At 68.6% G+C, this 13,555-nt stretch carries 13 protein-coding genes; 8 read left to right on the top strand and 5 right to left on the bottom strand.

Annotation, left to right across the window (positions count from 1 at the left end):
* Positions 1-87 precede the first annotated feature (87 nt).
* On the top strand, positions 88-1,449 hold the full coding sequence (locus ABZV58_RS15645; protein WP_355000811.1) for a glutamine synthetase family protein: 1,362 nt from the start codon (positions 88-90) through the stop codon (positions 1,447-1,449).
* A gap of 30 nt (positions 1,450-1,479) precedes the next feature.
* Positions 1,480-2,667 carry an amidohydrolase family protein gene (locus tag ABZV58_RS15650; protein WP_355000812.1) on the top strand — a complete coding sequence of 396 codons (1,188 nt, stop codon included), beginning with the start codon at positions 1,480-1,482 and terminating at the stop codon, positions 2,665-2,667.
* Here the strand turns inward: ABZV58_RS15650 and ABZV58_RS15655 are convergent.
* The gene (locus ABZV58_RS15655) at positions 2,625-2,999 is read right to left on the bottom strand and encodes a GNAT family N-acetyltransferase (RefSeq protein WP_355000813.1); all 375 of its coding nucleotides are present in this window, start codon (positions 2,997-2,999) and stop codon (positions 2,625-2,627) included. The two genes, ABZV58_RS15650 and ABZV58_RS15655, sit on opposite strands and share 43 nt — an antisense overlap.
* A gap of 188 nt (positions 3,000-3,187) precedes the next feature.
* On the opposite strand from ABZV58_RS15655, the gene ABZV58_RS15660 reads away from it, so the two are divergent.
* On the top strand, positions 3,188-4,411 hold the full coding sequence (locus ABZV58_RS15660; protein WP_355000814.1) for an RtcB family protein: 1,224 nt from the start codon (positions 3,188-3,190) through the stop codon (positions 4,409-4,411).
* Here the strand turns inward: ABZV58_RS15660 and ABZV58_RS15665 are convergent.
* Together ABZV58_RS15665 and ABZV58_RS15670 are read right to left on the bottom strand one after the other, a co-directional pair.
* Positions 4,401-5,231 (bottom strand): hypothetical protein, encoded by an 831-nt coding sequence (locus ABZV58_RS15665; protein ID WP_355000815.1) that lies wholly within the window; start codon positions 5,229-5,231, stop codon positions 4,401-4,403. The two genes, ABZV58_RS15660 and ABZV58_RS15665, sit on opposite strands and share 11 nt — an antisense overlap.
* Positions 5,232-5,404: 173 nt before the next feature.
* Complete coding sequence (locus ABZV58_RS15670; RefSeq protein ID WP_355000816.1) at positions 5,405-5,887, bottom strand: hypothetical protein; 483 nt, start codon at positions 5,885-5,887, stop codon at positions 5,405-5,407.
* A gap of 459 nt (positions 5,888-6,346) precedes the next feature.
* On the opposite strand from ABZV58_RS15670, the gene ABZV58_RS15675 reads away from it, so the two are divergent.
* The gene (locus ABZV58_RS15675) at positions 6,347-8,479 is read left to right on the top strand and encodes a RecQ family ATP-dependent DNA helicase (protein ID WP_355000817.1); all 2,133 of its coding nucleotides are present in this window, start codon (positions 6,347-6,349) and stop codon (positions 8,477-8,479) included.
* A gap of 256 nt (positions 8,480-8,735) precedes the next feature.
* On the opposite strand, the gene ABZV58_RS15680 is transcribed toward ABZV58_RS15675, so the two are convergent.
* The gene (locus ABZV58_RS15680; RefSeq protein ID WP_355000818.1) at positions 8,736-9,044 is read right to left on the bottom strand and encodes a hypothetical protein; all 309 of its coding nucleotides are present in this window, start codon (positions 9,042-9,044) and stop codon (positions 8,736-8,738) included.
* The gene (locus ABZV58_RS15685) at positions 9,041-9,292 is read right to left on the bottom strand and encodes a DUF6364 family protein (RefSeq protein WP_355000819.1); all 252 of its coding nucleotides are present in this window, start codon (positions 9,290-9,292) and stop codon (positions 9,041-9,043) included. Before ABZV58_RS15685 ends, ABZV58_RS15680 begins: the two co-directional genes overlap by 4 nt.
* 96 nt (positions 9,293-9,388) lie before the next feature.
* Between ABZV58_RS15685 and ligD the strand changes: the two genes are divergently transcribed.
* From ligD to ABZV58_RS15705, 4 genes are all read left to right on the top strand, one after another.
* On the top strand, positions 9,389-10,351 hold the full coding sequence (gene ligD / locus ABZV58_RS15690) for a non-homologous end-joining DNA ligase (protein WP_355000820.1): 963 nt from the start codon (positions 9,389-9,391) through the stop codon (positions 10,349-10,351).
* A 195-nt stretch (positions 10,352-10,546) separates the two neighbouring features.
* Positions 10,547-11,488, top strand: a complete 942-nt coding sequence (locus ABZV58_RS15695) for a D-isomer specific 2-hydroxyacid dehydrogenase family protein (RefSeq protein ID WP_355001152.1) — start codon at positions 10,547-10,549, stop codon at positions 11,486-11,488.
* Between the two features lie 168 nt (positions 11,489-11,656).
* Entirely contained in the window at positions 11,657-12,643 is a 987-nt protein-coding gene (locus ABZV58_RS15700) for an alpha/beta hydrolase (RefSeq protein WP_355000821.1), read from the top strand.
* A 2-nt stretch (positions 12,644-12,645) separates the two neighbouring features.
* Complete coding sequence (locus tag ABZV58_RS15705) at positions 12,646-13,545, top strand: SDR family NAD(P)-dependent oxidoreductase (protein ID WP_355000822.1); 900 nt, start codon at positions 12,646-12,648, stop codon at positions 13,543-13,545.
* The last annotated feature ends 10 nt before the right edge of the window (positions 13,546-13,555 follow it).

Genomic DNA, 13,555 nt, shown 5'->3' on the forward strand with positions numbered 1-13,555 from the left:
CAGCCCGCGAAGGGCCTCGTCGGGCACCGGCGCGTCACCCCGCGTTGTCCCCACGACCGCGCGGCACAGCGCCTATCGTTGGGATTCATGCCCACTATGCCCGAGCGCATTCCGGCCGACGGGGAAGCAGCGGAGCTCATCGCCCGCGTCGACCCGGAGATGGTCGCGCTGTCCTTCGTGGACAACGCGGGCATCACGCGGGTGAAAACGGTACCGGCCGCGCGTCTGGCGCACGCGGCACGCTTCGGCGTGGGCGTCTCGCCGTGTTTCGAGACCTTCGGCTTCGACGATCTGATGACGGTCGGCCGCTATCTCGGCGGACCCGACGGAGACCTGCGGCTCGTCCCCGATCTCGCCGCGCTCACCGAACTCGCCGGTCAGCCCGGCTGGGCGTGGGCGCCCGCCGACAAGTACACCCAGGACGGCACGCGGTTCGCGGCCTGTCAGCGCGGTTTCGCGGCGCGACAGGTGGAGGCGGCGCGGCGGGCGGGATTGCGGCTGTCGATGGCCTTCGAGACCGAGTGGGCGCTGGGCCGAGCCGAGGACGAGATCGGCTTCACCCCCGCGATACGCGGACCCGGCTACGGCATCATCCGGCTCGGCCAAGTAGCGGAGTATGCGCGCGAATTGGTGGGTTTACTAATTCAGCAGGGCCTCCGGGTCGAACAGTTCCACCCGGAATACGCCGCGTCGCAACTGGAGATCTCCATCGCGCCCACCGATCCGGTCGCGGCGGCCGACGGGGCGGTGCTGCTGCGGCACACGATTCGCCAGCTCAGCGCGAAATACGGATGGCGCGCGACGCTGGCGCCCTGCCTCACTCCCAATGGCGCGGGTTCCGGTGCGCACCTGCATCTTTCGGCGCACGACGAACGCGGTTCGCTGTTCGCCGATGGGCCGGGCCCCTATGGCATGAAGGAGCAAGGCGCGTCGTTCCTCGCAGGCGTGCTGCGGGAACTGCCCGCATTGGTCGCGATCGGCGCCGGGAATCCGGCCAGCTTCCTGCGGCTACAACCCTCCCGGTGGGCGGGGATCTGGCAGTGCTGGGGGCGTGAAACCCGCGAAGCGGCAGTGCGTTTCGTCACTGGCGTGCGCGGCACCGAGCGCTGGGCCGCCAATGCCGAGGTCAAATGCTTCGACGGGACGGGCAATCCGTATCTCATCGTCGGCGCGGTGATCGCCGCCGGGCTCGCGGGCATCGCCGAAGGCTTGGCGCTGCCCAACGAAATCATCGGTGATCCAGCGACTTTCGGACGGAAGAATCAGGTGCGCAGACTGCCGACCAATGCCGCGGAAGCGGCCGATCATCTGGCCGCCTCGACCGTGCTGGCCGAGGCGCTGGGGCCCGAGCTGCACGACGCGCTGCTCACGGTGCGACGAGCGGAGGCCTATCGGTACCGAGACGCCACTCCGGAAGAGCTCGTCGAACTCACTCTCTGGCGGTTCTGATGATCATCTCCCGGGCTGCGAGGGGCGTCGATGGACGGCCTTCAGCGCGCCACCCCGTCGACCGCGACGGCATGGATCCCCGACTGCCGGTCGGCGCGGCCGCTCGAGCCGTGGAGGGCGCTGATCATGCTCACCGATGACGTCACGCTCACCGACCACCACTGCCACGGCGTCACGGCAGCCGACCTGGACCGTCCTGGCTTCGAGGCTCTGCTCGGCGAAGGTCCGCGCGGCAGCTTCGACTCCGCCCTCGGACTCGCGGTGCGGCGCTGGTGCGCGCCGGTGCTCGACCTGCCGCCGCACACCGGGGCGGACGCGTACCTGGCGCGCCGCGTCGATCTCGGCTGGCGTGAGGTGGCCGCGCGACTGCTCGGCGCGGCGGGGACGGCGCGCTGGCTGGTCGACACCGGACTGCCCGGCGGGCTCACGGATCTGCCCGAGTTCGGCGCGCTGGCAGGTGGCGAGGTCGGCGAGATCGTGCGGCTCGAACAGGTCGCCGAACAGGTCATCGCGGAGGTCGGTGGCACCGCCAAGGTCTTCGACCGCATCGAAGCCGCGGTGCGGGAACGGGCTGTCGGCGCGGTCGGACTCAAGACCGTCGTCGCCTATCGAGTCGGCCTCGACTTCCCGCTCACGAGCACGCCGCCGCCCACGCTCGCGCCCGAACACCGCCTCACCGACCCCGCCACGCTCGGCTGGCTCGTCGGACTCGGCGCCCGGCTCGGCGCGGAACTGGGCCTGCCGCTGCAAATCCACACCGGTTTCGGCGACCCCGACCTGCGCTTGCACCGCGCCGACCCGCTGCTGCTCACCGACTTCCTACACGCGAACACCGGCCTCACCGTCGTGCTCCTGCACTGCTGGCCGTTCCACCGCAACGCCGCCTATCTCAGCCACGTGTTCGAGCACGTCCACATGGACCTCGGCCTCGCCATCCCGCACGTCGGACGTGGCGCGCGGGCCATGCTCGGCGAAGCGCTGGAGCTCGCGCCCTTTCGCTCCTTGCTGTACTCGTCGGACGGATACGGCCTTCCGGAACTGCACTACCTCGGCGCGGTGCTGTGGCGTGAGGCGCTCGGCAGGTTGGTGGATGAATGGCTCGGCGACGATGTGATCACGATCGCCGACGCCGAAGCCCTCGTCTCCGGTCTCGCCCATGGGAATGCGGAGCGGATCTATCCGTCCTCGGATACTTCACGAAAGCCCAAGCCACGGTAGAGCGCGATCGCCGCGACACGAAAATCCTCGGTACGCAAAGTCATTCGGACATACCTGGGCGAAATCGCGAAGCCGCAGGCAGCGCGTACCAAGGCGTTGCCGATGCCGTGACCGCGCCATCCGGTGTCCACGGCGAGCCAGTGCAAATCGGCGACCTCTTGGTCCCCGGTGGAATGCACCGATAATAGTCGCGAGGTCTCCGCTGCCCGAGGTGGCCAGCGTGACGCCGTTGGGCAGGTGATATCGGTCAGCAGGACGTTGAAGGTATTCCCATAGCGCTGGTACAGGCGTCGCAACTTCCCGAACAGGTCATCCCCTACGCCGAACGGCATCCTGCGATCAAGGGTAGGTCCGGCGACGAAATGGGGGCATCGACTTGCTCGACATCGGTCCCGGTTGCTGCCGGGCGCTGGCGCTCGCTCGGCTGCGTCGATGCCCGGTGACGGCGCGTTTTAATCGAGTGCAGAGCGGTCAACCAGTCTTTACGGTGGAATCATCGAGAGAGAAAGAAGGTAGACCGATGTTTCCCGTCGAGCTGCGCGGTACCCGAGCGCAGACGCTGATGTGGGCCAACGAGCACGATATCGAGCCTGCCGCGTTGCGGCAGCTGCGGAACATCGCGCAACTCGAGTGGGTGCACGGAGTGCGCGTGATGCCGGATGTGCATCTGGGGAAGGGGGCGACGGTCGGGTCGGTGATCGCGATGAAGAACGCGGTGGCGCCCGCGGCCGTCGGCGTCGACATCGGCTGCGGTATGGAGAGCGTGCGGACGGACCTGACCGCCGCCGACCTGCCCGACAACTTGCATTCGCTGCGGTCGCGGATCGAGGCCGCCGTCCCGGTGGGCTTCCACGCGCACGACGACCCGGTCAACGTCGGCAAGATCGGCGCCGAAGCCTCGGCCTTCGGCGCGAGCACCTCGACCTTGCGTTCGGGGTGGGATCGGTTCTGGGGTTCGTTCACAACCCTCGACAAGGGTGTGCGCACGAGAGAGTCCAAAGCGCACAAGCAGATGGGCACCTTGGGATCGGGCAACCACTTCATCGAAGTGTGCCTGGATCAGGACGACACGGTATGGATCCTTCTGCATTCCGGTAGCCGCAACATCGGCAAGGAACTCGCGGAACGGCATATGAGCGTCGCGCGTTCGCTGCCGCACAACATGTACCTGCCCGACCGAGACTTGGCGGTATTCCTTTCCGGCACCCCGGAAATGGACGCCTACCGCCACGACTTGACGTGGGCTCAGGAATACGCGGCGCGCAACCGCGCGGTGATGCTGGCCCTGGTCTGTCGTGCGGTGCGCGACGAATTCGCCGGTCGCACCGTGTGTTTCGACGACCCGATCTCGTGCCACCACAACTATGTGGCGGAGGAGATCATCGACGGCATGCCGATGCTGGTGACCCGCAAGGGCGCCGTTCGTGCGGGCGAAGGTGATCTCGCGCTGATCCCGGGCTCGATGGGGACGCGCTCGTATGTCGTGCGAGGCAAGGGAAATCCCGACTCGTTCCAGTCCGCCTCGCACGGCGCGGGCCGCCGGATGAGCCGGACCGCGGCGAAGAAGCAGTTCTCCGTCGCGGACCTGATCGCCCAGACCGAGGGCGTCGAGTCCCGCAAGGACGCCGGTGTCGTGGACGAGATCCCGGCCGCCTACAAGGACATCGATGAGGTCATCGCCGCCCAGCGCGACTTGGTCGATGTGGTGGCGACACTGCGTCAGGTGCTCTGCGTCAAGGGGTGACCGTCGCCCCGGCCGGACCATCATGGTCCGGCCGGTTCCGCAGCCGCCACCTCCGAGCCGACACGCTGGATAGCGTGCGCCCCAGCATCCGTGCAGCCGCGGCTTGCCCGTAAGCCATGACGACGTGGTCGTCGTCAGCGGTCCACCGCTTCCTTGGCACGCCGTAGCGGCCTGCCTTCTGGCTAACTGGAGACCATTCGGCAACTTGCTGTGCGGCAGCGCTCTTCCTTTCCAGGCCAAGCACTTCGGGCGAGTACCAGGCCCATGCCGCGAGTTGGGCGGCTGCGTGGTTCAACACCATGACGTTGATAGCGCCGTCCCGCTTGTTCGGACGCGCTGTCCTGGTTACACCGCAGACGTTTTGCACTGTGCGGCAGAAGTACTCGGCCATGGCGGGACTGGCGGTGACGAAACCGACAAAAGGCTCGTCCTTTCGAGTGAACCCGATGGAACCGTCGCCATCCAGCAAACCGCGCAGGTAGTCAGCTTCGGCGATAGGTCCGACAGGAGGTTCGATACTTGTCGCCTTTCTGCCGACGGGCACGCCCGCACTCGCAATCGCGCGGCGAGTTGCCTGATCGTAGAAGCGCAAGGTGGCCGTCTCGTAGTGCGTTGCGAAGTTGGTCGTGCGAGTTCGGTAGCCGATAGACGCGTAGCACGGGAGAATCTCGGCGATACGGTTAAGGATTTGCTCGTCCCGAACGCCCAACTCGAGCGAGACTCGTCCTTTTCCATCGAGGTTCCCCTCATGCGAGCCGTCGGTCTGCAAGAGGCCGACGGTGTACGCCACCGCTGGCGTCGTAAGGTCCAGCACGAACATTTGCACCGTCCTCGGAGCCTGGTCTGGTAATTCCTTCGATGCCGATCCGGTCACCGGGTCCAATGGCGACCAATCGCGCGGCAAATCCAGTAGGTTTACGAGTCTCAGGCCTTCAAGACTAGCCGTGAAGGTGCTGCCGTACTGATGACCGTTAGACCAACGCGCACTCGAAATCAGCGGCAGCGCAGGGTGCCTGCGATGCCCGCGCCGAGGAGCAGAACGCCCGCGAGGTAGATGCTGCCGTTGATCACCCAGGCGTGTATTGCGAGGCGGGTTTCCGCGGAGAGTAGTGGCAGTTCGTCGATCAGGCGGAAAGTGTCGTCCGGGAAGAGGAAATAGACGATGCCGGGGAATACGCCCCACACCAGACCGGCCACGATCGTGCCCACGGCCGAGTAGGCCGCGAGCGCGGCTACCAGGAGGAGAAGCGTTGCGCCGCCGATGATCTGGAAGGTCGAGCCGAGTCGGTCGGCGATATCGCCGAGAATCACCCACTGCCTGGTGTCGGCAGCGCCGTGCGCGGCCAACGCGATCCCGATCGGGGTCACCACCAACCCGATCAGCACGGCAACCAGCGTGCGTCCGGCGTTCCCGCTGGTGCGGAACTGCGCGCCGGGCGGGGACCAGTTCGGGGGCGGCTGGTACTGATACGACATCGTTCGCCTCCTGCGATCCCGCCACTGCCGTTCATTGTCGCCCCGCCCACCGTTTTTCGAGTGGCCCCGGAATACCACGATGATCTCGCAGACGCACCGGTTCGGTGGCGGATCTGGAGTACGCGGGTCCCATCGGCGGCGCGTCGGAACGGCACTTCGATGAGCGGGCTGTGTATGCCTCAGCCTTTGGTCGCAAGAACAGCGTGGTGGGTACCGAACGAACAAGACCGCAGCGAGTGATGCGCCGTCCCATGTACCGGCATGCCGCAGCCCTTGGCCCAAGGGCGGCTGGCTGGCGCTCGACCCGCAGCGCTGCGGGCGGTGCGCCGTCCTGCTCCCGGGGCCCCGGTCCGAAGAGCGGCGGGCTGGCTGCCGCACAGATGGCGGGGCGGCGGGCGGGCGCCGTCCCGTCTCCCGGGGAGGGGCGGGCCGTGGAAGGTGTCGGTGGGGTGGGGCACGATGGAGCGCGTGACCACGGCCGAGGAGAGTTTCGCGATCGACGGCACCACTTCCGACCTGCGGGAGCGGGCCGAAGCACTGTTGCGCGAGCTGGCGGGGGCAGAGGCGCGGCTACGGGAGGATCAGTGGACCGCGATCGAGGCGCTTGCGGTCCACCGGCGCCGGGCTCTGGTCGTGCAGCGCACCGGTTGGGGTAAGTCGGCGGTGTACTTCATCGCGGCGAAACTGCTGCGCGCCGAGGGCCGGGGTCCGACGGTGATCGTCTCGCCGCTGCTGGCGCTGATGCGCAATCAGGTGGCGGCGGCCGAGCGCGCCGGCGTAGTCGCGGCGACCATCAATTCCGGCAATGTCACCGAATGGGACGAGATCCACGAGCGAGTCGCCCGTGGCGAGATCGACGTGCTGCTGGTGAGCCCGGAACGGCTGAACAACCCGGACTTTCGCGATCAGGTGCTGCCGAAGCTGGCCGCCGACGCGGGCCTCGTCGTCATCGACGAGGCGCACTGCGTCTCCGACTGGGGCCATGATTTCCGCCCCGACTACCGCCGCATCCGCACCCTCATCGCCGACCTCGGTTCGGATGTGCCGGTGCTCGCCACCACCGCGACCGCCAACGACCGCGTGGTCACCGACGTCGCGACCCAGATCGGCACCGATACCCTCGTCCTGCGCGGCACCCTCGACCGGGAATCGCTGCACATGTCGGTGGTGCGCTTCGACGACGCGGTAGAACGCACGGCCTGGCTGAGCGGTCACTTGCCCCGGCTGCCCGGCTCCGGCATCGTCTACACGCTCACCGTCGCCGCGGCCCATGATCTGGCCGACGTGCTGAACTCGCACGGCCACAACGTCGCGGCCTACACCGGTCAAACCGATCCGGCCGAGCGCGAGGCGCTGGAATCGGCGCTGCTGCGCAACGAGGTGAAGGCGCTCGTCGCGACCTCCGCGCTGGGCATGGGCTTCGACAAACCCGATCTCGGGTTCGTGGTGCACGTCGGCGCGCCTTCCTCGCCCATCGCCTACTACCAGCAGGTGGGTCGCGCCGGTCGCGGCACCGAGCGCGCCGAAGTGGTGCTGCTGCCCGGCCCGGAGGACACCCGGATCTGGAGCTATTTCGCCTCGGTCGCCTTCCCGCGCGAGCACATCGTGCGCAGCGTGCTCGACGCCCTCGACCACGACCGAGCGCTCTCGACCGCCGCGCTCGAACCGCTGGTGGAGCTGAACCGTTCGCGTCTGGAGATGGTGCTCAAGGTGTTGGACGTGGACGGCGCCGTGCGCCGGGTGCGCGGCGGCTGGATCGCCACCGGTGAGCCGTGGGTCTACGACACCGAGCGCTACGAACGTCTGTCCGCCGCCCGCGAGGTCGAACAGCAGGCGATGCTGGACTATCAGTCGACCACCGGCTGCCGGATGAACTTCCTGCGCCGCCAACTCGACGACCCCGGCCTCCCCGCATTGGACGGCCGAACCCCGGGCTGCGGCCGCTGCGACAACTGCACCGGCACGCGTCCGGACGCCACGGTGGATGCCGACGCCGTCGCGGCCACCCGCGCCCGCTTGGACCGTCCCGGCCTCGACCTCGCGCCGCGCAAACAGTGGCCAACCGGCATGGCCAAGCTCGGCATCCCGCTATCGGGCAAGATCAGCGACGGTCCGGAGACCGGCCGTGTGCTCGGCAGGCTCACCGATCTCGGCTGGGGCCAGCGCCTCCGCGCCCTTCTCGACGCACCCGACGACCCCGTTCCCGACACCGTCTTCGACGCCTGCATCGCGGTCCTGCGAGATTGGGACTGGTCCACCCGCCCCACCTCGGTCATGGCACTTGCCCCCGACCGCCACCCCGTGTTGACCGCCACCCTCGCCGCGCGCCTGGCCGAAATCGGACGCCTGCGCGATCTCGGTACGCTCCCGACCCGCCCCGGCCATCCGCCGGTCTCGGCCGCCAACTCCGCCCACCGGGTCGCGGGGCTCTACGACTCGTGGGACGTGCCCGATCTTTCCGGGCTCGACGGGCCGGTGCTCTTGGTCGACGCCCTGACCGATACCGGCTGGACGCTCACACTCGCCGCCCACGCACTACGGCGCGCGGGAGCGCCTGCTGTTCTTCCGTTCGCCCTGGCTTCGGTCACGTAACCGCGCCCAGCACCGTTCGAGGCAACCTGGGGAAACCGCACCTTCTCGCACGCGAACATCCGGAACTCGTCCCCGAAAGCCGCCCGCGCCGAATGTTCCGCCACGCGTGCCACAGTCCCCGGCCACGTTGAGGAGCCCGCCGTCGGCACCAAAGGGTTCCGCGCACCAAAACCCACCGACCACGCCGAATTTCGCCATCGGTACCAGAGGTTCCGCCATGCGCGGGCAACTCCGACTACCAGCTACACGCGACCACCTACAAACTCAACGTCGCCCGCAAACTCGCATCCAGCGACTCGGTCTCCGCGGCCGTCAATTTCCCCAGCTTTTCGGCGAGCCACGGACGGTACGCGCGATGCAGTTCCAGCGCGTCGGCCCAGCCGTGTTCGGTGTAGACGCCCAGCACGTGCCCCGGATCGGTAGCGATGACCGGGACCACATGCAGCCACCGGTACGGCGAGGTGATGACGGCCGGGTCGGAGACCAGCACCACTGTGCTGCGGCGCGGGAAGGGTGTGCCGTCGCTGAGGGTCGGTGCGTAGCTCCAGATTTCGCCGCGCCTCATGCGGCACCGCGGGAGCGGCGGCGGGCATCGGCGGCGGCGGACTCGGTGAGGTCGAGTTCGTCTTGGGCGGCAGCGCGGTCGGCGGCGTCGTCGACGGGGAGGCTGGTGAGGCTTTCGTGCACGAGAGCGGTCCGCAGGGAGGCGTTGATCAGGGAGGAGAGGCTGCGGTTCTGGCGCTCGGCGGCCTGCTTCGCCCATTCGGCGACCTGCGGATCCAGGGTCACCGTGATGCGCGTCGCCTTGCTCATACCTTCATGCATACCAGAACGGTGCACCGCACGGAACCGCCGCGATCTGCGGGCTTTCGACCAGCCGCGACCGGTCCGCCCCGTTAAGCTCGCACCGTGGCCAGCAAGTCCGCGACACCCGCCGTCGAGCTGGACGTCGGCGACCATACGGTGCGAATCTCGAACCCGGATCGGGTCTACTTCCCCGAGACCGGCGCGACCAAGCTCGACCTCGTGCAGTACTACCTGAGCGTCGGCGACGGCATCGTCAACGCGCTGCGCGACCGCCCGTGCATGCTGCACCGCTTCCCCAAGGGGCTGGCCGGCGACAAGGTGCATCAGAAGCGCTTGCCGCAGGGCGCGCCGGAGTGGATTCCGACGGTCCGGGTCTTCTTCCCGCGCTATGGCCGCCACGCCGACGAACTGTGCGTGCGGGAGTTGGCCGACGTGATCTGGGCTGTGCAGATGTCGACGGTCGAGTTCCACCCGTGGAACTCCCGTCGCGCCGACACCGAACGCCCCGACGAGTGGCGTATCGACCTGGACCCGATGCCGGACTGTCCGTGGTCGCGGGTGCAGCGGGTGGCGGGGGTTGTGCACGAGGTGCTCGACGAACTCGGCGCCGTCGGCTGGCCCAAGACCTCCGGCGGCAAGGGTCTGCACGTGTACGTGCGGATCGCGCCGGAGTGGGGCTTCGCCGATGTGCGAAGGGCCGCACTGGCTTTCGCGCACGAGGTGGAGCGCCGGGCGCCCGACGACGTCACCACCACCTGGTGGCGCCGTGATCGCGATCCGAACCTGCTGTTCGTCGACTACAACCAGAACGCACGCGATCACACCATCGCCGCGGCCTACTCGGTGCGCGGCGTGCCGGAGGCGACCGTCTCCACCCCGGTCCGCTGGGACGAGATCCCCGACATCGACCCACGCGACTTCACCATGAAGACCGTGCCGTCTCGCTACGCCGAGTTGGGCGATCTGCACGCCGGGATCGACGACGCCGTGTTCGCCATCGACCCACTGCTCGAATGGGCCGACAGGGACCGGATCGAAGCGGACCCGCAGGAGGGCGACTCGTAGTCGTTCGCGGACAGGCGTGCGTATAGCTTCCTGGTGCTAACGTCGCGGTGGCGAGCAGTCGGTCCGCGCGCGGGCCGCCGGTACCGGGTGAAGGAGGTCCGCGATCATGGGTGAGCGCCGGCGAGCGAACCGACGACACAGCGCGCTCTCGCGCACTACGGAGCCGAGCGTCAGCGAGGCGCAGTCGTGAATGAGATGGCAGTGCCGATCGCGATCGGCCCCACCCAGCCCGCGCCGACCTTGCTGGAGAAGGCGGTCACCGAAGGTGGCGCGACGCTGAGCGACCTCGCCGATGCCAGGGCGCTGATCTGGGCGGGCGGCCCCGGCGAGTTTCCCGAGGAGCTGCCCGGCACCGTCGAGTGGGTGCAGCTGCCCGCGGCGGGCGTCGAGGACTGGTTCACCGGAGGTCTGATCGCCCGTCATCCGAACGTCCTTTTCACCTCCGCCGCAGGCGCTTTCGCCGCGAGCGTCGCCGAGCACGCGCTGATGATGCTGCTCGCCGGCGTGCGCTATCTGCCCGAACACCTGCGCGCGGGCAGCTGGCGACAGCAAGACTTCTTCCCGCACGTCGGCACCCTGCGCGGCAAGACGGTCACCATCGTCGGCGCGGGCGGCATCGGTCGCGCGCTCATCCCGATGCTGGTGCCGCTCGGCGCGCACATCATCGCGGTGAATCGGTCCGGACGACCGGTCACCGGCCCCGGCATTCCACCGACCGTCGAGACGATCTCCGCCGAACAAGTGTCCAAGGTGTGGCCGCGCACCGATCACGTGGTGGTAGCCGCGCCCGCGACCGCCGACACCCAGCACCTGATCAGCGCCGACGTCCTGGCTCGGCTGAAGCCCTCCTCGTGGGTGATCAACGTGGCCCGCGGCAGCCTGGTCGACACCGACGCGCTGGTCGCGGCGCTCGCCTCCGGCGCGATCGGCGGCGCCGGACTCGACGTCACCGACCCGGAGCCACTCCCCGACGGACATCCACTCTGGGTCCTGCCGAATGCGATTGTGACGCCGCATGATTCGAACCCACCGCAGTTGCGGTTCGCGGCCTTCGCCGACCACGTCGAGGCGAACGTCGTCCGGTTCGTCGAGGGACGACCACTGCTGGCCTCGATCGATCCCGCGCGCGGCTACTGAGCTCGCCGCCGCCCGCGGCCGAACGCCCCCGCGCGGTTACCGAGGCTCCCTACATGGCGCTGCCACACATGCACGGCAATGCCTCGGACCGAAAGCCACCGCACCGTGACACCAGCGTTCCCAATTCGCCATTGACAAATGGCACATTACAAGATGATCCTTATCTCCATGACAAGGTCAACGAAGACCTCGGTCCCCGGCGTACCCGCCGCGCCCTCGCTGCGCGCCGGGCTTGCCGCCGCGGCCGCCGAGTACGGATTGCGGCCGCTGAACTGCGCGATTCCGCTGAACACGCCGGGTATCTGGTTCGCGCGCAAGCTGATCGCGACCATCATGGCGGCCGGTGGGCCACCGCTATCCGGCACGACTGTCAGCCGGGTCCGCGCGGGTGCGGTGCGGGGCGAGTGGGTGCGGGCCGACGGTGTCGAGTTCGGGAAGCGGGCGATCTACTACATCCACGGCAGCGGGTACGTGCTGTGTTCGGCGCGGACGCATCGCGGGCTCGCCGCGCGGCTCTCCCGTGAGACCGGTCTGCCGGTATTCCTCACCGACTACCGACTCGCGCCCGAGCACCGCTTCCCCGCCGCGGCCGACGACGTGGCCGCTGGCTACGACTGGCTGTTGACGCACGGCTTCGCGGCGAAAGACATCGCCGTCGCCTGTGATTCGGCGGGCGGGCATCTCGCTCTGGATCTCTTGGTGCAGAACGGAACTCGATCGGTGCCGCAACCGGCCGCCGTGGCGATGTTCTCCCCGCTGCTCGACCTCACTCTGACGCTCGCCGCGGAACAGGAACGGCGCAAACGCGATCCGGTCATCTCCGCACGGGCCGCCGCTCGACTCCCCCGCCAATACACCCGCGGCCTACCCGCCGACACACCGCGACTGCGGCTCACGGTGCCCTCGGGCATCGAGTTGCCGCCGATCCTGGTGCAAGCCGGTGGCGCCGAGATGCTCAGCGCGGACGCCCGGCGACTGCACGAGATGGTGCGCGCCGCGGGCGGCGCGTGCGAGCTGGAGATCTGGCCGGGCCAGGTGCACGTCTTCCAGGCGCTGCCCCGGTTGGTTCCGGAGGCCGACCTGGCGCTGCGCCGGGCCGCGGAATTCCTCGGCGCGGCATTGGCCGCGCGCACCGATGTGGAACAGGTGAGCTGAGAATGTTGGAAAGAATGGTGCCGCTGAGTCTTCGAGCGCGCCGCAGTCACGGCGCGCGCGCCGTGGTGACCGGCGCTGGCAGCGGCATCGGTCGCGCCTTCGCGGTCGAAATCGCGGCTCGCGGCGGTCGGGTGATCTGCGCCGATATCGACCAGGCGCGCGCCGAGGAGACGGTCGCCCTCATCGAGCGCACCCGGCCCGGCGCGGCGCACGCCTTCCGCTGCGATGTCTCCCGGCGCGCGGACGTGGAGGTCCTCGCCCGTTTCGCCGAGTCCGTCTTCGACGAGCCGGTCTCGCTGGTGATCAACAACGCCGGTGTCGGCATCGGCGGAAAGCCCGTGGGGGCCATCGGTTTCGCCGACTGGGAGTGGGCGCTCGGCATCAACCTGTGGGGCGTGGTGCACGGCTGCGAGATCTTCACCCCGATGCTGCGGGAGGCGGGTCGCGGCGGCATCATCAACGTCGCCTCGGCGGCCGGTTTCGCGGCCGCGCCGTCCATGGCCGTCTACAACACCTCCAAGGCGGCGGTGCTCTCGCTGTCCGAGACCATGGCCGCCGAGCTCGGCGGCAGCGGAGTCGCGGTCACCGTGCTGTGCCCGACCTTCGTCAAGACCAACGTGGCCAAGGACGGTCGCATCACCGCGCAGTCCATGAAGTTGGCCGAAACCCTGATGCGCTGGACCGGTTTCACCCCGGAACACGTCGCACGCGTCAGCCTCGACGCCAACGACCGCGGCAGCCTCTACGTCCTGCCGCAACTCGACGCGCACCTGATCTGGCGCCTCAAGCGCTACTTCCCCGCGCAGTACACCTTCGTCCTCGGCCTGCTGGAACGGCTCCTGCCGCAAGACGATTCGACCACACCGGACCGCCCAGCGGTCACCGACAGAACAGGAGTCTGACATGGCCGCC

It is taken from the genome of Nocardia sp. NPDC004654 (assembly GCF_040609595.1).
Lineage (GTDB): Bacteria > Actinomycetota > Actinomycetes > Mycobacteriales > Mycobacteriaceae > Nocardia.